Source organism: Paenibacillus sp. FSL H7-0326, from assembly GCF_001955535.1.
In the GTDB taxonomy this organism is placed as follows: domain Bacteria; phylum Bacillota; class Bacilli; order Paenibacillales; family Paenibacillaceae; genus Paenibacillus; species Paenibacillus shunpengii.
Genome location: NZ_MPVN01000001.1, coordinates 1,331,064 through 1,354,250, shown reverse-complemented (window position 1 = coordinate 1,354,250; position 23,187 = coordinate 1,331,064). Strand labels below are relative to the sequence as shown.

General features: G+C 41.7%; 28 protein-coding genes and 2 pseudogenes. 26 read left to right on the top strand and 4 right to left on the bottom strand.

All coding sequences use genetic code 11. The features are described from left to right. The first annotated feature begins 113 nt into the window (after positions 1-113). From BK126_RS06550 to BK126_RS06495, 13 genes and pseudogenes are all read left to right on the top strand, one after another. The gene (locus BK126_RS06550; RefSeq protein WP_083655743.1) at positions 114-1,007 is read left to right on the top strand and encodes a phosphotransferase; all 894 of its coding nucleotides are present in this window, start codon (positions 114-116) and stop codon (positions 1,005-1,007) included. 150 nt (positions 1,008-1,157) lie between these two features. Continuing rightward, on the top strand, positions 1,158-1,670 hold the full coding sequence (locus BK126_RS06545; protein ID WP_076311816.1) for a DUF6886 family protein: 513 nt from the start codon (positions 1,158-1,160) through the stop codon (positions 1,668-1,670). Between the two features lie 173 nt (positions 1,671-1,843). Beyond that, a complete protein-coding gene (locus BK126_RS06540; RefSeq protein ID WP_076311815.1) occupies positions 1,844-2,173 on the top strand; it encodes a hypothetical protein in 330 nt (109 codons plus the stop codon). 749 nt (positions 2,174-2,922) lie between these two features. Beyond that, positions 2,923-3,114: a hypothetical protein gene (locus tag BK126_RS29030; RefSeq protein ID WP_143757684.1), complete on the top strand. Its 192-nt coding sequence runs from the start codon at positions 2,923-2,925 to the stop codon at positions 3,112-3,114. A gap of 162 nt (positions 3,115-3,276) precedes the next feature. Then, a pseudogene (locus tag BK126_RS30225) lies at positions 3,277-3,360 on the top strand (polymorphic toxin type 8 domain-containing protein); the annotation flags it as partial. 18 nt (positions 3,361-3,378) lie between these two features. Next, the gene (locus BK126_RS06530) at positions 3,379-3,753 is read left to right on the top strand and encodes a DUF2750 domain-containing protein (RefSeq protein WP_076311813.1); all 375 of its coding nucleotides are present in this window, start codon (positions 3,379-3,381) and stop codon (positions 3,751-3,753) included. A 296-nt stretch (positions 3,754-4,049) separates the two neighbouring features. Then, positions 4,050-4,546: pseudogene (locus BK126_RS06525) on the top strand (DinB family protein). Between the two features lie 184 nt (positions 4,547-4,730). Continuing rightward, positions 4,731-5,276, top strand: a complete 546-nt coding sequence (locus BK126_RS06520; RefSeq protein WP_076311812.1) for a GNAT family N-acetyltransferase — start codon at positions 4,731-4,733, stop codon at positions 5,274-5,276. A gap of 138 nt (positions 5,277-5,414) precedes the next feature. Further along, on the top strand, positions 5,415-6,047 hold the full coding sequence (locus tag BK126_RS06515; protein ID WP_076311811.1) for a LysE family translocator: 633 nt from the start codon (positions 5,415-5,417) through the stop codon (positions 6,045-6,047). Positions 6,048-6,334: 287 nt separating this feature from the next. After that, a complete protein-coding gene (locus BK126_RS06510; RefSeq protein ID WP_076311810.1) occupies positions 6,335-6,889 on the top strand; it encodes a 2'-5' RNA ligase family protein in 555 nt (184 codons plus the stop codon). Between the two features lie 202 nt (positions 6,890-7,091). Then, a complete protein-coding gene (locus BK126_RS06505) occupies positions 7,092-7,688 on the top strand; it encodes a chloramphenicol phosphotransferase CPT family protein (protein ID WP_076311809.1) in 597 nt (198 codons plus the stop codon). Positions 7,689-7,941: 253 nt separating this feature from the next. Further along, the gene (locus BK126_RS06500) at positions 7,942-9,189 is read left to right on the top strand and encodes an RNA polymerase sigma factor (protein WP_076311808.1); all 1,248 of its coding nucleotides are present in this window, start codon (positions 7,942-7,944) and stop codon (positions 9,187-9,189) included. A 126-nt stretch (positions 9,190-9,315) separates the two neighbouring features. Continuing rightward, positions 9,316-9,690 carry a YciI family protein gene (locus BK126_RS06495; protein WP_076311807.1) on the top strand — a complete coding sequence of 125 codons (375 nt, stop codon included), beginning with the start codon at positions 9,316-9,318 and terminating at the stop codon, positions 9,688-9,690. 486 nt (positions 9,691-10,176) lie between these two features. On the opposite strand, the gene BK126_RS06490 is transcribed toward BK126_RS06495, so the two are convergent. After that, complete coding sequence (locus tag BK126_RS06490; protein WP_076311806.1) at positions 10,177-11,133, bottom strand: IS30 family transposase; 957 nt, start codon at positions 11,131-11,133, stop codon at positions 10,177-10,179. Positions 11,134-11,424: 291 nt separating this feature from the next. Beyond that, complete coding sequence (locus BK126_RS06485) at positions 11,425-12,108, bottom strand: IS110 family transposase (RefSeq protein WP_076311805.1); 684 nt, start codon at positions 12,106-12,108, stop codon at positions 11,425-11,427. Between the two features lie 1,274 nt (positions 12,109-13,382). Between BK126_RS06485 and BK126_RS06475 the strand changes: the two genes are divergently transcribed. Continuing rightward, a complete protein-coding gene (locus tag BK126_RS06475; protein WP_076311803.1) occupies positions 13,383-13,754 on the top strand; it encodes a winged helix-turn-helix transcriptional regulator in 372 nt (123 codons plus the stop codon). A 55-nt stretch (positions 13,755-13,809) separates the two neighbouring features. Here BK126_RS06475 and BK126_RS06470 read toward each other — a convergent pair whose 3' ends face one another. After that, complete coding sequence (locus BK126_RS06470; protein WP_076311802.1) at positions 13,810-14,880, bottom strand: SDR family oxidoreductase; 1,071 nt, start codon at positions 14,878-14,880, stop codon at positions 13,810-13,812. Between the two features lie 211 nt (positions 14,881-15,091). On the opposite strand from BK126_RS06470, the gene BK126_RS06465 reads away from it, so the two are divergent. From BK126_RS06465 to BK126_RS06415, 12 genes are all read left to right on the top strand, one after another. Beyond that, a complete protein-coding gene (locus BK126_RS06465) occupies positions 15,092-15,643 on the top strand; it encodes a GNAT family N-acetyltransferase (RefSeq protein WP_076311801.1) in 552 nt (183 codons plus the stop codon). Positions 15,644-15,799: 156 nt separating this feature from the next. Continuing rightward, the gene (locus tag BK126_RS06460; RefSeq protein ID WP_076311800.1) at positions 15,800-16,582 is read left to right on the top strand and encodes an MBL fold metallo-hydrolase; all 783 of its coding nucleotides are present in this window, start codon (positions 15,800-15,802) and stop codon (positions 16,580-16,582) included. Between the two features lie 192 nt (positions 16,583-16,774). After that, the gene (locus tag BK126_RS06455) at positions 16,775-17,077 is read left to right on the top strand and encodes a hypothetical protein (protein WP_076311799.1); all 303 of its coding nucleotides are present in this window, start codon (positions 16,775-16,777) and stop codon (positions 17,075-17,077) included. A gap of 27 nt (positions 17,078-17,104) precedes the next feature. Beyond that, positions 17,105-17,290: a hypothetical protein gene (locus tag BK126_RS06450; RefSeq protein ID WP_076311798.1), complete on the top strand. Its 186-nt coding sequence runs from the start codon at positions 17,105-17,107 to the stop codon at positions 17,288-17,290. 139 nt (positions 17,291-17,429) lie between these two features. Continuing rightward, the gene (locus BK126_RS06445; RefSeq protein ID WP_076311797.1) at positions 17,430-17,930 is read left to right on the top strand and encodes a YcxB family protein; all 501 of its coding nucleotides are present in this window, start codon (positions 17,430-17,432) and stop codon (positions 17,928-17,930) included. A 157-nt stretch (positions 17,931-18,087) separates the two neighbouring features. Then, positions 18,088-18,489: an RDD family protein gene (locus BK126_RS06440; protein WP_076312575.1), complete on the top strand. Its 402-nt coding sequence runs from the start codon at positions 18,088-18,090 to the stop codon at positions 18,487-18,489. A gap of 341 nt (positions 18,490-18,830) precedes the next feature. After that, positions 18,831-19,625: a VanW family protein gene (locus BK126_RS06435; protein WP_083655741.1), complete on the top strand. Its 795-nt coding sequence runs from the start codon at positions 18,831-18,833 to the stop codon at positions 19,623-19,625. 31 nt (positions 19,626-19,656) lie between these two features. After that, positions 19,657-20,247 carry a GNAT family N-acetyltransferase gene (locus BK126_RS06430; protein ID WP_076311796.1) on the top strand — a complete coding sequence of 197 codons (591 nt, stop codon included), beginning with the start codon at positions 19,657-19,659 and terminating at the stop codon, positions 20,245-20,247. Positions 20,248-20,315: 68 nt separating this feature from the next. Beyond that, complete coding sequence (locus BK126_RS06425) at positions 20,316-20,816, top strand: NUDIX domain-containing protein (protein ID WP_076311795.1); 501 nt, start codon at positions 20,316-20,318, stop codon at positions 20,814-20,816. Positions 20,817-20,847: 31 nt separating this feature from the next. Then, entirely contained in the window at positions 20,848-21,261 is a 414-nt protein-coding gene (locus BK126_RS06420; protein ID WP_256702723.1) for a GNAT family N-acetyltransferase, read from the top strand. 4 nt (positions 21,262-21,265) lie between these two features. After that, complete coding sequence (locus BK126_RS29755) at positions 21,266-21,394, top strand: hypothetical protein (RefSeq protein ID WP_256702722.1); 129 nt, start codon at positions 21,266-21,268, stop codon at positions 21,392-21,394. 16 nt (positions 21,395-21,410) lie between these two features. Continuing rightward, positions 21,411-21,767 (top strand): hypothetical protein, encoded by a 357-nt coding sequence (locus tag BK126_RS06415; protein ID WP_083655740.1) that lies wholly within the window; start codon positions 21,411-21,413, stop codon positions 21,765-21,767. A gap of 121 nt (positions 21,768-21,888) precedes the next feature. On the opposite strand, the gene cypC is transcribed toward BK126_RS06415, so the two are convergent. Next, a complete protein-coding gene (gene cypC, locus BK126_RS06410) occupies positions 21,889-23,151 on the bottom strand; it encodes a CYP152 family fatty-acid peroxygenase CypC (protein ID WP_076311794.1) in 1,263 nt (420 codons plus the stop codon). Positions 23,152-23,187: the final 36 nt, after the last annotated feature.

The following is a 23,187-nucleotide window of genomic DNA, read 5'->3' as shown; positions in this document are numbered from 1 at the left end:
AATGGAAGTTTAAAGCTATTTAAATATGCTAACAGGGAGGATAACGTGGATATATCTTGAACTAGTTAGTCAATTCAAATGGCACAAATATTTAAACGGGGAGAATTTAATCCATGGCTAGAGATTCTCTGCTCCAACACCTCTTTTACGAACCTATCGAAAGGATCACATATCTAGATCCTGGTTACTCTGGGCACGCTAGCGATGTGTGGTTAGTCAAAACAGCTCGTGAAGAGTGCGTCGTACGTACATCAAGATTGACAGAAGCACCGACCCGTGAGTTTTGGTGGGGGTGTCTCAATCTATTCGGGATCGATCCTAGACGAATGCGGCATTTCGAAGCAAACGCTGACATGCTCGGTTCCATCTTGGGCATTCGGGCTCCTAGGGTGCATTCGCGTGCGGTTATCGAAAGCAAGGAATATCTCGTTGTCGAGAAGATGAATGGCAAGGCATGTAGGGCATTCATTGGGCAATCGGATGCGCTGCTTCATCAGTTAGGTACCTGGCTTGCCCAAGTACATTTAAATCGTTACGATTACTTCGGAAACCTTTCCTCTGGAAAAGTTGATCGAAAAGAATCCTTCCATGCTCATATGTCCCAAACCATTCGGCAGCTTGTTGAGCGCGATTATAAGCATGATAGCAAGATCAAGGCGCAGGTCGAATCCATTATCAACGAGCTTTTTGTTCTGCCTGTACCGGACTACTTTTGCCCCGTGTTTATTGATCTGGATCCGTCTCAGTTCTTAATTCAAGACGGTATGCTGTCTGCAGTCGTCGATGTTGAAGCATATGCAATAGGGCCGCGAGAATTTGATTTTGTGGGACTAGAGTATGTATTAGATGAGAAATCTGCAGCTTCTTTCCTTAAAGGTTATTCGACCATCCTAGATCCCCCTGATATATCGAAATATCGCAAGGTGTACCGCTATTTTTACCGCTTATTAGGAGTACAAGGGTCTGTTGATTTGAATCAATGGTACGCGCAACGAGCAATATTCTGACGGACTACCATTGAGCTAACAGAAAACGCTAGTTGAAAAAAGCAAGGAGCAGTTAGCCGGTTGGGAGCTGCTCCTATTTCATTAAGGCTACCGGGCAGGTTAGTTCAACATTATGGAATATAGGGATAATTGAGATGAGGGGGAACACACATGCTTTTTCACTTCAGTGAAGACGATAGTATTAATATTTTTGTACCAAAACAGAAGCAAAATCGTCCTGATTTTCCTGCGGTAGTCTGGGCAATAGATGAAGAGCACGAGTTTTCGTACTATTTCCCTAGAGATTGTCCTCGAATTGTGTGTAGGAAAGATGAGGCTACAACAGACCAACAATTACAACTCTTTTTTAATAATTCGATTACCAATACAATAGTTACTGTAGAAAGTGACTGGTATACGAAGATATTAAAGCAAAGCATATTTAAATATTGCTTTGACGATGAAGGTTTTGAGCTTTTTGATAAAACAGCTGGCTACTACATTTCTCGCCAAACAGTGAAACCCAAATCAGTTGAAAAATACGAGAATTTATTGGAGAGATTACTGGTAAAAGGAATTGAATTAAGATTCACAACAAATTTATATCCGCTTAGGGAAGCAATATTAGCTTCGGACTTCAAAGGATATGGGATACATAGATTTAACAACGCAAAAAGACTCTAACTCATTAAGTTACCGCGAAGCGTTAATTAAAAAGCGTGGAACAGTTTTGCCGGTTCGCAGCTGCTCATCTTCCGCTAAGCTAACGGGCAGGTTAGCGTAACAGCAGTCTTGATTGAATACTTACTTTATATAGTTATAATTAGAGTGAAGTTTATCTAAAGGAGAATAAGTTAATGAGTTATGATATTCATATTACGAGAGCAAAACATTGGACAGAGAGTGCGGAAAGCCCAATTACAATTGATGAATTGAAGTCGTTTTTTGCGGATAAAAATGAATTCGAGTATTCTGATAAAATCTCAGTATCTGGTCCATTCGGAGAAATATCGATTGGCGGTGATTTTTTTAATTGGAAATCTGGAGAAGGAATGATTCCTTTTCAATTATCCGATGGTAAGCTTACACTCTCAGGAGCCGATGAAGGCGATGTGATTGATAAGATGAAGGAAATTGCGAGTGAACTTAATGCAAAAGTACAAGGGGATGAAGGAGAAATATACTAATGATTGTCTTGATATATGCTTAAACTAATGGAAAAAGTTAATTCAAAATAGCATGGAGCAGCTTGCTGGTTGGCAGCTGCTCTTTTTCATTAAGTTAACCGGCAGGTAAGTTTAATGAGATATACTTAAGTAAGTTAAGAGTCACCAGGGTATGTTGAGTATATACGGTAGATCAGTAAGTAAAGGTTGATTAATTTAAATAGGTTGCTTTATAAACCCTAAAAGAACCCATATCTCTACTTTCCGATAAGGATAACCACAAATAAAGACCAGGCTGCCATTGTTAAACTAAAGGAGACAAACATTCTGTTTGCTGTTGTTCTCTTCTCGTTAAGTAAAAGGTAAATAGAAATGAATAAAAAAATAGGCATAAGAAGCAAACCATAGACTACTGCAATGTCCTGCATTAAACCACCCCACATATTAGATACATTGGAAATGATACTGGAACTATTTGTAGAAGTCTATAGAAGAGTGCTGGTAATATGAGGAAATAATGATCAATGACCATCATGTTCAATTATTAAGCTAACGGGCAGGTTATTTTGAAAATCCAAGAACAGTTTACTACCTACGGCAGTTGCCTATTGGGTAGAGCTCTTTCAACATGTGTTAATATAAATCAAAGATATTAGAAGCTTATTAATTGGTCGGTAATGCCTGATGAGGAATTGAAGCTTTACTAGATCTCTCGTTGTTGTACTTAAATTCCAGACAAAATGGAGCATTTCTAAACAGGGGAAACCGAGATGAATTATCGGATCGTAGAGGAAATGGAATCAACAGTAGTTGGTAAGAACGTTACTATCTTTACGGTTGCCTACAAGGAGATACCCGTGTTTGTGGAGGGAATTTGGAGGAATGGTATTCATAATCAGATTAACGAGTTGGTACCGGAGACCAGGGGGTTCACTGCTGTACGGTTATCATTTCGACTTTGACGAGGATGGGTCAAAAAGCTATTTGTTGGGAGCGGAACTGCCGGAAGGAAAACAGGTTCCAGATAAATTTGCCGTGCTTTATGTTCCTAGTCAAACCTATGCGGTATTCGATAGTCGTGTTATGAATTAGCACACAGACGTGTGTTACGAAGCTAGAAAAGGTATGGTTATAAGCATAGTGATCTACAGAAAATTAAAAACCATCGTACTCAACATAAACACGATAAATATGGTAGGAAACGATAAGTTTGGAGGTTTATAAGAATGAATAAAAAAGAGTTTGAGGCTGTAATTAAGTTACCAGCAAATGTTCGATACGAATATTTTATAAAAAAAGTGGCTGACTATGAAGAAGTATGGGGGCTGTATGATAACGGATGGGCTGTAACATCAGACCCAAACGGGGATTTATTACTTCCTTTCTGGCCCAAGAAAGAATTTGCAGAGGCATGTGCAATTGAGGAATGGAAGAATTATAATGCTGAATCTATTGATCTAAGTGGATTTATTGAAGAATTCTTGCCGCAATTAAAAAAAGATGGTATCAAACCTTCTATTTTCTTTAATAATGATGATTCAGCCGTGCTAGAAGTTAACACTTTGATTGAGGATATTGAGACTGAATTTGAAAAATATTAATCTAGATGAGTAGCACAAGTCACCGATCACCGCAGATGTCGGGGGACAAGAACATATTCCCATTGAAAGTCGCTATTTAGCGGCTTTTTCATTTTATCGGTACAAGTTCTTGTCCCAAGCCAAGGACAAGAACTTGTACCGATTGCCGAAAAGGACAAGAACATGGGCCGATTACTGATTAGATAAATATCTAACTGAAGTTTACATCTATTTTATTAAGTTAACGGGCAGGTTACTTACAATATATGCCAGTATATATTGAGTACATTTCAAATAAAGAGAGACGAGGAGAATCGATGGTGAAACAACTGATCGTCGGAGACGCCGTTCATGAACTGAGCCTACGCGCCGCATCCTGGAGCGCTTGCCTGAAGAGCATATGACGTGGAAACCACACGTGAAATTGATGACGTTGGGCGGGCTGGCCACGCACCTGATCAACCTGCTGAACTGGCAGATGGCTATTTTTCTTTACCCTGAATTTAATCTTTCGACCGTTCCGCTTCGGCGGGAACCCTTGGAAACACGCGAAGACGTGCTAGAGGAATTCGACGCGAACGTCGTCAAGCTTAAAAAGCTGTTAGCCGAATGCGACGAGAATATGCTCGGCGAGGAATGGACCTTGCGGAATGGTGACCATATCATCCTGCGCCAACCGCGGGCGATCGCGCTTCGCACCTTCGGATTTAGCCACATGATTCACCACCGGGCGCAGCTCGGAGTTTATTTGCGGCTTCTCGACATTCCATTACCAGGCCTCTACGGTCCCACGGCCGATGAGGAAGGCAAATGAACTAAGACGCACCGACGTTAAACTAACGGAGAACGTTAGTTGAAAAAAGCAAGGAGCAGTTTTCGATTGGCAGCTGCTCCTTTTTCGTTAAGCTAACGAACAGGATAGTTTCATTGTTCTACTGTGCATTCAAAATATATAGTATGATTATTAATATTATTAGATTTTTAAGAGGGAGGGCCCAATGAGGATTAATCAAGTGGAATATTATGTGAATGATTTACATTACTTTATAAGATCCGCTAAGGAAGAGGACGCAAAGAAGCTTTCTGAAGTAAGAATACAGATAGATGGAGAGACTGAATATCTAGACAGGGAACAGGGTGAAGGATACATAGATGAATTAGGATTTAGAAAATTAATCGATAACGATTCTAAGAGCAGCAATAATCTATTCTTAGTAGTTGAAGCTAATGAGCAAATCGTTGGTTTCTCTAGATGTGAAGGGAATATCTTAAAAAGATTTTCTCATAAAGTAGAGTTTGGGGTATGTGTATTAAAAGAGTACTGGGGGTATGGGATAGGTAAAAATCTATTAAGAGAATCTATTCGGTGGGCTGAATCTAATGGGATTAAAAAGATTAGTTTAAATGTTCTAGAAATAAATAAAAAAGCTATTGAGCTATATAAACATAATGGTTTTGAAATAGAAGGGATTTTAAAAAATGACAAAGTTTTGTCTGATAATAAATTCTATAGCACTATATTAATGGGGAGAATTAACGAATAGGATTTTGATTTTTAGATGCTTCAACTAACGGGCAGGATATTAACAAGATAGCATGTTAATCAATGATTGACTTAATATTTTATCTATAGTATTGTTTCTTCTTTATGTATTTCATAATGGAGAGGGGGAATAAAAAAAATGTTTGGAATAATAAATTACGAAATATTTTTACCTACAGGAATTCTTATAAATTTAATTCCTGGGGCAGATACAATGTATATTGTTGGAAGAAGTGTTTCGCAGGGTAGAAAAGCTGGAGTATATTCTGTTTTCGGTATTATTAGTGGATCGTTAATACATACTTTGTTAGTTGCTTTTGGTTTGTCGATTATACTTACAAAGTCCATTGTAATATTCAATATCATAAAAATAGTCGGAGTTATGTATTTAGTTTATCTAGGCATTAGAATGTTACTTGATAAATCAAATTTAAATTTCAGTGCATCGAAAACAAATAACCTTAACCCCAGAAAAATATACATACAAGGGATGTTGACAAGTCTTACAAATCCCAAAGTATCTTTATTTTTCCTATCCTTTCTTCCACAATTTATTGATACAAAGTCTTCTGGTCCAATGCCATTCATAATTTTAGGAATAACATTTTCATTCACTGGATTGATGTGGTGCCTTTTTATTGCTTATTTTTCCTCTTTCATCACTATGAAGATTAATGTAAACCAAAGAATTGGTACCTACTTAAACAAAATAACTGGGATTATATTTATCGGATTAGGATTAAAATTACTTGCAACGAAAGCACCTCAATAAATTGGCAACACAGTTTTAAAATTTACTTCGCTAAGCTAACGGGAAACGTTAGTTTAGAAACAGTATAGAGCAGATTGCCGGTTGGCAGCTGCTCCTTTTTCGTTAAGCTAACGGACAGTTTAACACTGAATTAGGATTTTGAAAATATTGTGGAATGATTTCTAAAACATAAATGTTCGGAAAGTGATGATCGAAATGAATAGGAATGCTCTTAGAAAAATACATATTATTGGTTCGACTTAATGTAAATGGATGGAATTGTTTAAAAGTATAAAGGGGTGTTAATAATGCATTTTTTCATAGGAATCGTTCCACCTGAAGATTACAAAGAACAAATTTCGGTATTTCGTAATAAATGGGCTAAGGCATTTCGAAATCGATGGGATACTAACGGCTTTAGAGATCCTGTGGAGCCCCATATTACTGTTAAAGCCCAAAGTGGACTTACGGAGGATATGAATTGGCTTGAAAAAGTAAGAGAAACTTGTTCTTCATTTCCAATCTTTCAGTTAACTTTGTCTGAACCAGCAACATTCGGAACAGCAGTTACATTCCTTAGCGTTGAATCGAAAGAAATACATAATCTACACAAAAACTTGTTAGCTGCGGTTTCCTCACCGCCCGAACTTATTGATAGGCATATAGAGTTGGATAACTTCATTCCACATTTGACTTTGGGTCAAACAAAATGGGGCATGAATGAAGCAGAAATTATAGAAATGAAATTGGCTGCGAGAGAAGCATTATCTTCTTTTCCAAGCTTTGATGTAACATTCGTGCGGGTATTTGATATAAAGACAAACACACCTTTTGAAGATATCAAACTTGCCAAGTTGTTCTAATTTGATCGTTTAACTAACGGGAAACGTTAGATCAAAATAGAAGGAGCAGTTAGCCGGTGGCAGCTACTCCTTTTTCATTAAGGCTAACGGGGGCAGGATAGTTGAATCGTTCCTCGAATATTTTATCAGCTGGATAACTTTATATAATTTGTGAATATAACGTTATCTAATACTCAAATCTTAATATGTGAGGGTGATTCGTTTGAAGCAAGGACTTATTGTGTTATTGAACGGAACTTCAAGTTCAGGAAAGACTAGTATTTCAATGGAACTAAAAAATCAGAAAGAGATGCCGTTTCATCATCTATCCATAGATAATTTTTTTGGTAACTACAATGATTTTATTGATAATACATATCCAGATATTGAACCTACAAGGGAAGTGAATGATCAAGTTGTCGCAGAAATCCTTTTTGATCCTATAGGCTCAGTGTACTATGCAACGATTAAATTGTTTTCTGAAATGGGTTTGAATGTCATCGTTGATACCGTTATTGACAATGACAAGCGCTTTAATGATTTTCATGCACTGCTGTATGATCATCCTACATTGTTTGTAGGTGTATTGTGTTCAAGAGAAGAACTCACGAGAAGAGAGCAAATTAGAGGGAATCGGGCAATTGGACTAGCACATTCTCAGTTCGACAAAGTATATTCCTTTGATGAATATGACCTTGAAGTAAATACGGAAGAGCTGAGTCCAACAGAATGTGCTGATAAAATATTAGGTTTTATTAAGTCCGAGCAGGATTACTCTGCATTTAAAAAATTAAGTAAAAGAGAGATTAGTGTTTCATAATAAAGCGAATTGATCAGATAACAACATATCAAGCATAGGGGCTATTTCCCCTCGGTCAGCCCGAGGGATTTCTTAATTAAGCTAACGTAGAAACGTTAGTTGAAAAAAGCAAGGAGCAGTTTACGATTGGCAGCTGCTCCTTTTTCATTAAGCTAACCAGCAGGATAGTTTAAGATCATTCACGGTGAACCGTATCACAATTAACGGCTGTTTTGACAGGGATCCAATGGAAGGAGGAGTTTTCATAGATAACATGTCGATCAATGGCTCCATCGATGCAATCTGGAAGAGCGAGTCGGCTTGGATCATTGGAGGTTTGACACGTATCGTACGAGATATCGGACTTGCCGAAGATCTTGCGCAAGATGCTCTCCTCATCGCTCTCGAGCGATGGCCGTTATCAGGCATCCCCGACAATCCCGGCGCATGGTTGATGACAACCGCAAAACGTAGGGCTATCGATCTGCTGCGTAGAAATAAATTGAGAGAACGCAAATATGAAGAGCTTAGCTATGAGTTGAATGCTCAGGACGAACCGGATTTTGACTCTGCCCTTGATGATCACATTGGCGATGACCTTCTACGCCTAATATTCATAACCTGCCATCCCATTTTGTCGGAAGAGGCGCGTTCGGCGCTTACGCTGCGACTACTCGGAGGGCTTACGACCGAGGAAATAGCAAAAGCTTACTTGGTTCCTGAATCTACGGTCGCACAACGAATAACGAGAGCGAAGCGGAAGCTTTCGGAAAAGCGCGTTGAATTCGAAGTTCCTCCAGAGTCCGAGCTTAAAGCTCGACTGTCCTCCGTTCTTGAGGTGATTTATCTCATGTTTAACGAGGGATACTCCGCGTCTGCCGGAGACAGATGGTTACGGCCCGTACTTTGTGAAGAGGCGTTTCGAATCGGTCGTATACTTGCGGAAATCGTGCACGACGAGCCAGAGGTCTACGGACTAGTTGCACTTATGGATATTCAAGCATCGAGGTTTAAAGCGCGGGTCGACTCGGCTGGGGAGCCCATTCTACTAATGGATCAAAAAAGGGAACTCTGGGATGATCTCCGTATCAATCGTGGCCTGGCTGCTCTTGAGCGTGCTGAGCGGCTTGGCGGCGAACTTGGCCCGTATACACTTCAGGCGGCTATAACTGCTTGTCATGCCAGAGCCAAATCCGCTTCGGAGACGGATTGGGTGAGGATATCCGGGCTATATGATACGCTTTTCCAGATAGTCCCAACTCCCATCATTGAATTGAATCGTGCGGTGGCATTGTCGATGGCGCATGGACCGGAGGTTGGACTCAAAATCGTCGATACGTTGCTTTCGGAGCCATCATTGAAAAACTATCATTTATTACCGAGCGTCCGTGGCGATTTACTGATGAAGTTGGGCCGACTTGACGATGCTTTGTTGGAATTTAAACGCGCTGCAGCGCTTACGAGCAACGTCCGAGAGCAAGAACTGCTGTTGAAACGTGCTGCTGCGTGCACTGAAGAATAAAATTGCGTTCATTTTTTTAAGATCATTTTTTTCGGCATGTCGATTTCTATATGTGTCGTTCGTCGATTAAATAGAGGCAAGAATTAATGCTTCAATGCTTCTATTAATGAAAAGGGGGAAATGAAAATGAAATTCCTGTGTTTAGGTTATTTGGATGTTGAGAAGATGGATGCCTGCCCAAAGGAAGAGATTGATGCCATACTGAGCGAATGTCCACCTCACCTAGAAGCTCTGTACGAGAGCGGCCAAGTGATTGTTGATGCCGGCCTCTCCTCTGAAACGAAGTGCTTGCGGCATGTGAACGGGAAGGTAAAGGCTATGGATGGTCCCTTTATCGAATCCAAAGAGATGATAGGCAGTGCTTTTCTCATAGAAGCACGTGACATAGGGGAAGCGATTAAGATCGCCTCCTTACATCCAGCCGTACAGTTAGATGCGGGCGAGCAATTTGGATGGGGTATTGAGATTCGTCCGATCCATTACTTCAAATCTAAAACTTGAGAAGCTAACTCGATGCAATGAAAAGGCCGTCCCCAAAAGGATGGCCTTAAAAACTTGCCGTTGCAGACAGCGCGGAGAACCGTATCACAAGTAGTGATAAAACGGAGAGTCGAATATTAATGGTGAGTTTAAAATAGTAATAAGGAAAAGACCGGAGCACAGTAAATCCGGTCTTTCTTTGTAACAATAATTCAACTAACGTAGAAACGATAGTTCAATATGAACAAGTAAGCAACCGCTCAAAAGACCGGCTGCTTTTTTTTACTAACGCGCAGGTTAAAACGATCTTTGATTCACAAAAAGCGTTATGTCCAAGGGAGTTAGCTTGGTAACGACGAATTATAATATTGTGCATTAAAAAGATACTTAGATACGGAGGTACAGTTATGGAGACGAAGGAAGAGAATTTTTCAAACGATAACACTATGGAATTTATCAGAAGTTTAACAGAAAAAGATGCTAAGACTTTTTTAAACCGACAGATTGTCAATCCAAGTGCGACACTTCATTCTCAAAAGATTCGTGAGCCGTCTTCCAACCTAAACATTTTCTTGGTCTGTTGTTAATGAGATGGAGGGCATGTTCTAACTCGTCTTCAGATACCTCTGCGAAGTCCTTTCCTTTTGGGAAGAACTCTCGTAGGAGGCCGTTTCCATTCTCATTGGATCCTCGTTGCCATGAGGAATAAGGATCTGCAAAATACACCTTCACGCCGTGGATTGCTTCCAGATCATGAAAGCATGCGAACTCCTTCCCACGGTCAACGGTAGCCGTTTGGAAGGTGCCCAAAGGGTGCTGTGCAGCAGCTACGCCCACAGCGATTTCCATAGATAATGCCGTGCGATCTGGCATTTTAATGGGCGTGTACAACCGCGTTTTTCGCTCGATAAAGGTAGCCACACAAGCCTTGCTTTTTCCTCGGCTAGACACGACCGTGTCCAGTTCCCAGTGACCAAAGGTTTCTCGGGAACGAATCTCTTTAGGGCGTTGTTTGATAGTAGTGCCTACGAGGAATCGACCTCTTCTTTCTTGAGGCTTTCGTCTCTTGCCTTTGTGCCTTAGCTGTTGAACTGTCGTACGAGCCAAGCGACCTTTATAGAGCCACCGATAGATCGTTTTGAACGAAACCATGAGTTTGCCTTTTGAAGCATAGCTCATTGAAATTTGCTCAGGTGACCAGGTTTCATGAAGTCGTTTCTCTATCTCTTCACCAAGCGCCTTCGTCCACTTTCCTCGTGAACGTTGGGCTTGGCGAAAACACTGATACCGCTCGTCTGAAGCTACCGCCTGATAACCATCTGAACTTTGATTTCGTTTTAATTCTCGGCTGATCGTAGAGTGGTGCCGGTCCAATTCACGAGCAATGGCTCGAGCAGACAGCCCTAGTTGATGGAGTGCTTCTAGTTTACTTCGTTCGATTATGGTAAGATGTGAGTAGCTTATGGACTGATTCTCCTGTGTGAATTTGGTGTGGTAACTTTATTCTACACGAATCAGGCCATGGGCCATTTTTATATTTTATGAACTAGGTGTCGCACTTCATATTACAATCCGTCTCTTAAATTAAATGAGAGTTGGCTGTATACTAAAAATAGGCTTTCCAAATAACCTTTTCAGTGGACGCTGGAAGGTTTTTCATTTAAGTGATAAATGTGGTGGCTTAAACTAAATCGACAAAGCGTTCCTGCTTCACTAATAGTGCATAGATCCAGTGAAGCAGTTTGTTCACACAAGCTATAAGAGCAATACGATAAGGCTTGCTTTATCGCTAGCCCAACGATCAGAACGACTTGGACACAGGCGAGCAATGGCCAGTGCAATATTGTCCTCATCTGTAGATTGAAAAGCGCTCGGTGTTGGAAACTGTTTAAGGAGCAGCAAAGAAACACTTGAATAGAGATCACCGAAGATGCCTCTGTAGTCCGGAAAAACTTGATCCAACACAGCCTGAAACTGCAGTTTTATCTGTACATACGTTTGCGTAAGCGCGTCAAACTGACGTGTTAAATTTCTAAGATTAATGAGCTCCGTTCCTTGTTGTCTGTGATCCTCAAAATCCTCTTTGTAATACAGTTCACATAATCGGTAGGCATCTACCGTGTCAGTTTTCACTTTGCGTAAACTTGATTTTTTAGCCTGATGAGAAATAAGAGGATTAACGACCAAAAACGAAATACTGTGCTCCTCTAGGAACTGAATAACGGCCTGATGGTAGTGTCCTGTCGACTCCAAGATGACGGTGGGGGACACACCAGTTTTATTTTGAACGCATGGTATAACCTTTAAAAGCTGTCCAAGCCCCTCTTGATTATGCTGAAAGCAAAACGAACGACCGAAGGGCTGACCTTTGTCTAAGAATACTTGTCCATCACTTTTTCCTTTAGAAATATTCAGACCATTGACTGGATCATATAGCACTATTCCTCTCCTAAGAATTGCCGGTACCCCTAAGAAAGCTCATAGTTCCACAACATCGCTTGTTATGCGAGATCTATTCGTCTCAACCAGCTTAAACATGGTTTCTACAAGTAGGGGGCGATCAGTTTTAGCAACGGGTTACAGACCCAGGGAAACGTTCGATCTGCCCCGACTACTGACAAATACACCACAGAATAAAAGTGGTCAACCAGTAAAAACTGGCTGACCTCATAATACGACGGGAAACGTTAGTATAAAACAGCAAGGAGCAGTTTGCCGGTTGGCAGCTTCTCCTTTTTCATTAAGCTATACCAGCTAATAGCTTGTCAATATTACCAGTAAAAAGGACTTAAGTCATGTTATCCCTTTTTGGAAGATTATACAAAAATTTAGACAGTGCGGAAAGATTTTTTGCTTTTCAGGACGACATAAAGCCAATGAACTAGCTTATTTGCACATGAGACTAAAGCTACTTTATGTGGCTTTCCTTCTGCTCGCGGCATCCCCGTTTACGAAGGCTGGACTTTCTAAGTCGATTTGAGATGAGCGGATTAATGACCTGGTTGGCCTCATAATACGAACGGACAGGACAGTTTAATGGATATAAATAGCAGGTTGCTTCCCTTCAAGAGTAAGGTGTGATTTGTAAGTTAAAGGGGAAACATTTCTCATCGCCGAATATAATGAAGATATAATTAGTAGCATGGAGAGATGGAGGTGTTTTTGTTTATGATGTTTAGGATAAAAATTATGTATAAACAGTTTTTAAGGGAACCACTGTGGTTTAAGTCTCTCATCCTCTCAACTCTGATTATTTCGATATTATTTAGCAGTTCCTTTTTTTCGCATAATGAATATTACCAAAGCGCTGCTAAATTAGCTGCGGCTATCTTTTTCTTTGCATACGGATTCAAATACAGAAGCAACACTAAAATTTCCGTCTTATTTTTCATTTTAATGATTTTTTGTATGTATCTTTCTTGGGACCATTTTCACCAAACACATTACTTAAATTAACGGAAACGTTAGGTTAGTTCAAAACAGTAAGGAGCAGTTTGCCGATTGGCAGCTGCTCTTTTTTCTTTAAGTTAATGGGCAGGTCAGTTAAATAATGGATGATTTCTCCAAATGACGTTAGAATGGTTATAAGCCAATATTAGAGTTGAGGCATTCAACTAACGTAGAAATGTTAGTTTTAAACAACAAACCGGCAGTAATCAGAGATCCTTTGCCGGATCAGGGTAACCATTGAAGTGAAGGAGGAATTTCAGATTATGCAGCAGCCCGATAAAATTTATAACACTGCGGTAGAAGCTACTCTAGAAGTAATCGGTGGCAAGTGGAAGCCAGTTATTTTGTTCCATCTCACGTTTGGAAAGAGGCGCAATGGCGAACTGAAGCGCCTGATGCCTGCCATAACCCAAAAAGTGCTGACTCAGCAGCTAGGGGAACTCGTAGATGATGGAGTCGTGTTCCGTATTTCTTATAACCAAGTGCCGCCAAAGGTCGAATATGAGTTGACGGACTATGGTTGGAGCCTAAAAGATATCCTTCATCTCATGTGCAGATGGGGAGATACGCACATCGATAAGGTATATGGGGATAGAGGAAAGGTATTATTTGAACCGCCTCCATCGGACGAATGAGATAACAAACCGGTCCCTGATTATAAGGAACCGGTATGGCAAGTTTCTAAGTTATTTATGGAATCACTCTGCGCTGGCGGAATTGTTCAAAGATGTCCATAAACATTTTTTCCGTATCGACGAATTCATGGAAGCCGAAACGGCGAGATTTTGAGCTGTCTGCGAAAAAGTCGTAATCCCAAGAGAACACGAAGTCCCCGAATTTCCAGGATGAAACGTCCTTATAGCTATTCTTCATTAAATCATATTTCTCCACCATGGAGTCCCATAGAGCTTCCTTGTCAGCCATGACAACCTCTAATGCCATAGGTAGCGGAGGGGCGGTCTCGAGTTCGAAAAATTTCGCGATCTTCGGCCAAAGCTCATTCCATCTAAATAAGTCACCGTTCGTAATATTAAATGCCTGATTCGCGCAACGTTCATCTGTTGCAGCCCAGACTGTCGCGCGAGCTAGCAAGTTTGCATCGGTCATTTCCAGCAGGCTGTTATAAGCGCCTGGCTTACCGGGAAAACGAAGCGGCAGGCCAAGCTCTTTGGACATCGAAGCATAAATCGCAATAACCATTGCGAGGTTCATCGGATTTCCCAATGCAAACCCGCTAACGACAGACGGACGAAGGGCCGACCAGGTCCATGAGGTTCCTGGCTGGCGCTCTTCGAGGAATTGCTGCTGATCGATGTTGAACTCGGGAGGCATATGGTTGGCATCCGTCTCCCGTGCCGGTGTTTTGAAGGGACCGAGATGTGCTCCGTACACTTTGTAGCCTTGCATAAGACTAATATGTGCAAGGTTCGGGGCAATCGGTTCGATTGCATTAACCACGTTTACAAGCATGGCTAAGTTAGGAGGAACCAGTTCAGCCCATGTAGGGCGATCTTGATAAGCCGCATAAAAGATATGTGTGACTGTGGTTAGATTGCCCAGCTTCTCAAAGGTATCCTCTTCATTAAGCAAATCTGCTGCTACATATCGTAACCGATCTGCGTTCTTGCCGCCACGTCTTGAAACGCCAATGATATTCCATTCGGGGAGTGTTAACAGATAGTCGATAAGATTCCGTCCGATGACTCCGTTAGCTCCAACTACAAGAGCGGTTTTATCTGCTTTCATTTCAAAGTGTTCCATAAAGTATTCCTCCTTCTCTTATAACAGCTATTATGAGTGGGAAGGGAACTGAAGAAAAGTACGCACTTTGAACTCATATAGTTACTTGAAAGTAATATTTGGGAAATGTAGAGCAATCTATCTGAAGATTTTTTGCTATAATTGTTAGGTAATTATTTTATGGATTTTGCTACAAAAATTGAAAAAAATAAATGGAAGGATGATCACACTCTTGATTACGGGAAGAAAAGTCCAGCTACGCCCTGTTTCGATAGAGGATTTTAAAAGGACGTTCGAATGGCGAAACGACGAAGAATTTGCGAAAATGAGTGCAGGCACAGACTTATTCCGATATAGTCATGTTACCTTGGACCAGATCGAGTCCACGTATGAAAAGGAAATTAGAACACTTGATCGACGGGAAAAAGGTGAATTCTCCATTTATACGCAGGAGGAAAATCCAAAGCATATTGGTTTCATTGTCTACCGTGAAATGAATATTGTTGCACGGCGGTGCACGATTGGTATGGGGATTGGTGACAAAGAGTATTGGAGCAAAGGATTTGGATCTGATGCTCTTAAGACACTGATCCGTTATTTATTTCAAACGATGAACTTAAACCGTGTGCAGCTTGATACTTGGAGTGGAAACGAGCGAGCTATTCGTTCCTATGAAAAATGCGGTTTTGTTGTCGAAGGACGGATGCGGAACCATTCTTTTGTAGATGGAAAGTACCATGATACTGTTGTGCTGGGGTTATTGAAAGAGGAATTTCAATACTGAAGAGATTTATCTATGAGATAGATTTCACGAAGGCAGCTGGCGAAAAGGATGGATGCCTTTGTTCATCTAATGGCAAACGTTAGTTAAAACAGTCAGGAGCAGTTGCCAGTTGGTAGCTGTTCCTTTTACATTTATTTTTAAAAGGAGGCTTCTACGATGATTAAGGATGAATGGTTTACAGTACAGAGCATTGACAATCGTACCTATGCAATCAGTGAATACGGGCATTGGGAGAAGGTGCATTCTTTTCTATTATTGGGGGAAGAGCGGGCCGCATTGATTGATACAGGTCTTGGCATTGATAATATAAGGAGAGTAATCGACCAGTTGACGACTTTGCCTGTAGATGTCATTACAACACATGTCCATGCAGATCATATTGGAAGTCATGGTGAATTTGAACGAATCTACGTGCATCCCGCCGATGAAGACTGGTTAATAAACGGAATTCAAGGCTTAACCATCGAGCAGATCAGAAAGGATATGAGCAGAGACATTACACTCCCCACACCATCTGCCTTTAATCCGAGTACATATAGACCCTTTCAGGGACAGCCATCAGGTTTGTTAGAGGATGGGGATATCATCGAGCTAGGTAACAGAAGAATAGTCATATATCATACGCCTGGTCATTCCCCAGGTCACATCTCTGTATTTGACGAAGCTAATGGGTATTTGTTTACCGGTGATCTGCTCTATGATGAGACCCCTGTATATGCTTTTTACCCTTCAACAAGCCCGGTTGATTTGGTTCAATCCTTAGAACGAATTGCAGAGATTCCAGGTGTCAAGATGGTGTATGGTTCTCATAATACATTAGGGCTTGACCCTAGTATTTTAGAGGAAGTAAAGAGAGCGACAACGTACATGAAAGAGAACGATCTTGTTAAATTCGGAACCGGGGTACATCATTTTGGCCATTTTAGTGTGCAATTCTAAAGAGGAGGGTCAAACATTTCTACTGCAAATCAAGTCACCCCACATAAGAAATATGTTATCTTCGCCTGTCTTGCGCTTATCCTTGGCCTTGTCCTGTATCATCGGGGAACTCCGTTTGAGCGAATATTCGATAGCGTAATTTATTCCACAGAAGATTCATATGAGCAGAATACAACGATCCATATAGAAGGTGTGCGGTATAAACGGCTCTCCGGCGAGCATCGAATTGTCGGTAGTGTCACAGTAGATCAGGATTTGACATATCCCATCACGGCAGACCTGGATGGTACGGATTATATTCATCACATAGTGCAATGGGGTGAAGACAAAGTGCCACGGACGGCAGGGGCCATTCATATTTCGAAGGATTTCAGCACGATATGGATTAAATCCGATGATTTTGATACCAAATACAGTATAATGGACGGATATGCATTTGGGCCCACTGAAGCTTGGGAAGAGTTCAAAAGTACAATGCCAAGTGATCAAAACTAACAAGGGTACCAGGGAAAGGGGATTAAGTTGAGTATTATTATTTGGATTATAGGGGTTATTATTACTTTTTTCATCATTAAGCTGGCAATTGATGATTCCAAGAACACCAGATATAACAAGCTCATCTTAAGAGAATTAAGAGAGATGAATGAATATCTGAGAAAAAGAGATGAAGAATTGCGAAAACCTCAAGAAGACTCTATAGACCAATGATCACATAGGAAAAATTTATTGCCACAGCAATCTCTTAAAATACTGGTGCTACCCAGTTACAATAGAGTATCATTGTAAGAGTTGGCAGAAGCGAGCTGTCACTGGTTTGAATCTTGAATAGGCAAGAGGAGTACTGTAGATGAAGATTAGCATAGATTTTACAAAAGACGATTATTGGAAGCTCAATAAGTATGTGATGTTTCATATGCCTCAATTTAAGAATATGATCCTCCTGGTCATGATCCTATTGCCAATCCTGATGTGCGCTGCATTAAAAGTGCTCGGCAGATCTTGGGAGGTCTCGATTGTACTGGGTCTGCTTATTGGGATACTTGCGGATCTCTATGTTGTTTTTTCTGTGAAGCTAAAGGTGCAGCGACATGTGAAGACGAACAAAGGCCTTATCGGTGAGCATACGATTGAAGTAAACGATCAGGGCTTTACGGAAACAACCTCGATTAACCAAACGAATTACCCATGGAGCAAGGTAGCGCATCTTCGTGAAGATCCTCAATACTTCTATGTGTTTGTGAATGATACGCAGGGCATTGGTGTTCCGAAAAGAGGATTTGCTAACACTGCGCAGCAAACAGAATTTAGACAATTCGTGGAGAAGTACGCCAACCGTCGTTGGGGTTAACAATGATTGCTCCATCATTATGAGAAAAGCTCATCTGATTCGGATGATGCTTTTTTTTATTCAAACGAAACTTATACCTCTGTCGCATCGTTATTGTAAATTAAGAATGATCATTCTGAATACAATCTTAGAAGATGCTTACGAATGGAGTGATGGCATGGTAAACGAGCCGGCTGGGTTTTGGATTCGCTTTGGAGCTATTTTGCTGGATGCAATTATTGTGGGTATTCCTTTGGCATTTGTGACCTCTTTCATTGTTGGGAACGTAGAAGAGAATTGGCTGAATGATACGGTTAGCTTTCTGTATTCCTTGCTTCTGCCTGTATTTTGGAGAGGGTATACCATAGGGAAATACATTTGCGGAATTAAGATTCGCAAGGTATCGGACGAAGGACCTCCCGGGATTGGCACGATGCTGCTGCGTGATGTTGTTGCCGGTCTGGTTTATGCAATCACGTTTGGAATCGGAACGATTGTCAGTGTGCTGATGGTAGCGATCCGAGAGGATAAGCGCTCCCTTCATGATTTTATTGCAGGAACCGAAGTCGTACGTAACTAAAAAAGGGATAGCTCAAAACGCTAAGGGTTTCGTACGAAGAACTCTAGAAGCGGGTCAACACAAGAAGATTATTATGCTTGGCTGCATGAGGAACACGGTATTTCATGTGATCAATATAATTACCTGGATGGACTTGGCTGTGTGAAAGACGGACAAATGATTCTCGATTCTGGGACTACCTTTAGCGGCATGATTTTCACCAAGCGTGAGATGAAATATAAGCTCTTAGAAGATGGCACGGTGTATAAAGTAAATACTGTAGGATTTTTGAATACGATTTTCTAGGGTTGTCATTCTGTTGTATCAAGAGATGTCTAAATGAGGTTAGAGGAGGGGATCATTTGAAACCTGTTCCAAGATCGAAGCTTCGCATCAAGCTGGGTACAGCCTATTATCGAACAAAACGATATACAGAGTGGTACTTTGGCAGGACTAATTTTGCTAAAGAACAGAGCAGCACGATTTATCCTCATGAACTGGCGAGACACCAGACCCCGCTCCTTCGCCGCCTGAAGAATGTAGAGATGTGGCTTCAATTCAACAAGATTAAGAATCTGGAGATTGCGATTCCTAAGCTCGATGGGATCATTATTCATCCAGGAGAGACCTTGTCCTATTGGAAGCGGATTGGCAACCCATCCCGTAGAAAAGGATATGTAGAGGGCATGGTTCTCTTCAACGGGGGATTTAAGCCCGGCCTAGGCGGCGGACTGTGTCAGCTGTCTAACCTCATCTACTGGATCACTCTTCACACGCCACTGGTGGTCACCGAGCGTCACAGACACAGCTATGATGTATTTCTGGATTCTAACCGAAGTCAGCCATTCGGAAGCGGAGCTACCTGTGCCTATAATTATTTGGACCTGCGAATATATAACCCCACTACATTTCCTTATCAGCTAAAGCTATATATGACAGAAGAACAGCTCGTCGGCAGCTGGAACAGTGTAATTCCACAACAATTTAAATATGAAGTCTATGAGAAGGAGCATAAAATCACTCAAGAATATTGGGGAGGTTACATGCGCCATAATGTTCTGCACAGGCGGGTCTTTAATCTTCATGAGGAGCTTGTAGACGACCAGTATATTACCGAGAATCACGCATTGATGATGTATCAGCCGCTATTGAAATAACCATGCCCAAATGCAAGGGAGGATTAAATCTATGGTTTTTACCTTACCTGTGATTGAAACAGATAGACTTATTCTTAGGTCGATTGAGTATACCGATGTAGAAGCTTTATTTGCCTATTTCAGCCGTGATGAAGTAACGAGATATTATGATCTGGAGAGCTTCGATGATCGAGATCAGGCTCTTGCATTAATTCAGAATTGGAAGGACAGATATGAACGGCAAGAGGTGGTTCGCTGGGGCATAACGTTGAAATCATCTGATCTACTGATCGGTACATGCGGTTATCATAACTTGAAGAAGAAGCATCTAAAGGCGGAGATTGGATATGATCTTCACCCAGAATACTGGGGTCAGGGCTTCATGAAGGAAGCCGTCTCTGCAATATTGACTTATGGCTTTGAACAGATGGATTTAAATAGAGTAGAGGCCCTAGTCCATGTTGATAATAGCGCTTCAAGACAATTGCTAGATAAATCCGGATTTAAGCAAGAGGGGGTTCTACGCGAAGGCTTGATGAAGAATAAGTCAGCGGTAGATGCTGCGCTATATTCTATTCTCAAAAGAGAGTATGTTATGGAGAGGAAGTGCCCAAAGGAAAGCCTGCGCCGGATGTATACATAGAAGCTGCCAGCAGATTAGGTGTTAACGGCAGTATTGCGAAATTGTTGAAGTAGTTAGGAGGAAGATCTATGGAAGTTCGGCAGATGGCAACAGCGTATCTGTTAAACGAGGATAAAGTGCTCATGCTAAAAAGATTAGGAAGCCGGCTTCATGACGAGGCCTTCTGGAGCGGGCTTGGCGGCCATCTCGAGCCGGAGGAGCTGTCCCACCCAAAAGAAGCGTGTATTCGTGAGGTCTATGAGGAATCCGGCATCCAAGGGAGTGACATTGTAGATTTAGAGCTGAAGTATATTTTACATCGAATCAAGAACAGCGAGATACGACTCCAGTATGTGTACTTTGGTAAAACGGATATGGTAGATCTAGCAGCTTGTGATGAAGGAGAGCTGATCTGGGTACCGAAAAAGGAACTGCTTCATCTCACCATGTCCAGAATTAATAGCTTCATGCTGGAGCACTACCTCACCAGTCCTCCCAGTCAGCACATTATGGTGGGGACGATTACCCTAAATAAGCTGGGAAAACCCTTAATGCAATGGTCGGAACTGAAGGACCCCCTCATATTTTAGGGTGAGAGCGGAGAAGGAGGAGGATGCAGCTGTGGATTCTGTTGTATTTCCAATGCTAATCAACGATTTGATTGAAGCTCATGAAGTGCCTGATTTGCGGCAGTCTGTCGGGTGGGACAGGAGAGAGCAGGATTATCCGATTTTGTTCGAGCGATGTTTGTTATGGGGAAGTGCACGAGCTATGAACGGCAGGCTTATTGCATTTGGTTATATTACCGGGACAGGACTCGAGCATGGTTATATGGAGGATATTATGATCCATCCGGATTTTCAGAGACAGGGTCTGGGCAAGCAGTTGGTTCAGGCGTTGCTGCATGCGGCAGAGGATGCACGAATACCTATAGTAACTGTAACTTTTGCAGATCAGCATGAATCATTTTACATAGAGGGTGGATTTAAGCGATGTAGAGGAGGCGTATGGAGATCAAGGAGAGAGGAGCGTTAGCTCTATGAAAAACAGAGCGAGATTAGAGGGAAGAAAGAAAAGGTTTAGAATTCTATACATCATCGGTTTACTGATATTTCTAGGGTATGTGCTTGCTGTCATTGCAGGGATCTTCTCATTTCAGTCATTGTAAGAACGGAGGTGTGAGGATGTTATTTATGTTTGTATCTCTCATTTTTATTATTGTCTCAATATTTACGTTTAGAAAAGTCAGGATTTCAAATCCATATTCTAAAGGTTTCGCCCTAGCTATTGTTTTATCCATTGTAGCTATTGTTTGTCTTGCTCAAAACTATACTCAAAGCCAAATCCCAGAAGCAAACGATGGAATTGGAATATCAAATCAAGTGGCGTACTCGATTATTGGTGATGACGGCTGGTCTCAGGATAAGTTTCGAGACATTTTTGAAAAATCCACTTTTTTCACCCTCATTTTAATAGTTGCATTCCCTTTCGTTCTTATAGTTGAGTCAAAATTAAAGAAAAAAGTAACTTGGGAAGTGTAACTCCCATTTTTGAGCATAAATCAACATTAAGTTGAATTAAGCCAGAAAATAAAAAGATGGACGCAGAAGTTTAAGTCCATCTTTTTATTTTCTACAGTAACCGTACTGCTTAAAATATCCCCTAAACTGCCTTCACGTTGATCATGACGATCCGGCTGTGCGGCAAAGAGGGCATCTCATGAAAGCTGAAGCTCAAATCCTGCTGAGGGATGTCATACTCCATCTTGTTCGCGAGATAATCGAGACTTTCCTTCATGATTTCGATCGTGATCCATTCACCGGCACAGCGGTGTCCTGTATAGTGATCTCCGCCGCCTTGCGGAATGAAATTGAATGGACTTCTGTTCCAATCCCGGAAGCGATCCGGTCTGAACTTCTCGGGATTATCCCACAGATCCGGGTGATGGTTCGTACCGTACAGATCAAGGAGAGTAAGAACACCTTTCTCGAATCCGTACCCTTGCCAAGTAAAATCCTTGGTTGGGCGTGCAGGCAGAAACGGGAAGAAGGGATAGAAACGGCGTACCTCCTGCACAAAATTCTGAAGATAATCCTCTTCTGCCGTCGCCAGCTTCTTGCGCTCCTCAGGCTGCTGAATGACCGGCAGTGCCGTGAAGCAGATATAAATAGCGATCGCGACGATCGGGCGCAGGATGTTGATGATTTCTACGGCAGCCGTTTGTGAATCGAGAAGCTCTCCCTTCAGATTACGGTGCATGGCGAACGTGTGCAGTGTGCTCTGTTCGGGTGCTTCAATTTCACCTGTGCGAACTTGCTCAACTAGGCTGCTAATCCATTTCTCCGCCTTAGAGCGGGCGTTCTTCCCCTTCATGTGCTTGATACCGATCGCAGCGGTGGCTTCAATCATGGCGCCAAACCAGGCTGCTTTTTCTTGTGCTTCAGCTTCTCGCAAAGGCACGCCTGCCCATTCGCAGGCAGCCCGGCACAGGAGCTCCTGTGCCTCCTCATATAGCTGTACCTTCGGCATAGTCTCCCACCGCTGAGCGGCAAGGGCCCAATGCTTGCGAGTGATCGTCCTCATTTGGGCAAGGGCTTCAGTGGACATCACGGACATGAACATGTTTTTGCGATGATGATGTTCTTCTCCGTCCAAGGATTGAACGCCTCCCTCACCAAATAGAGTATGGATGACCCGCTTCGGTGCAGCGCCAATTCTTTCAAATTTATCATTATCATAGAACAGCTTCGCAGCTTCCTCTCCCCGCATACTGATTGCGCGTTCACCAAGAAGACGTGTTTCAAAAATATCCGATTGGAATCCGATTGCACGATTCGTTATGTATAGGTAGCCTTCACGCAGCACACTTAAGCTGTGATCCAGGCCTTCCTCTTTAGGCAAGAGCTTCTTTTCTTCCACCTGCATCCACCTCCTAATTAAGGTCAAAATGAGACATACATC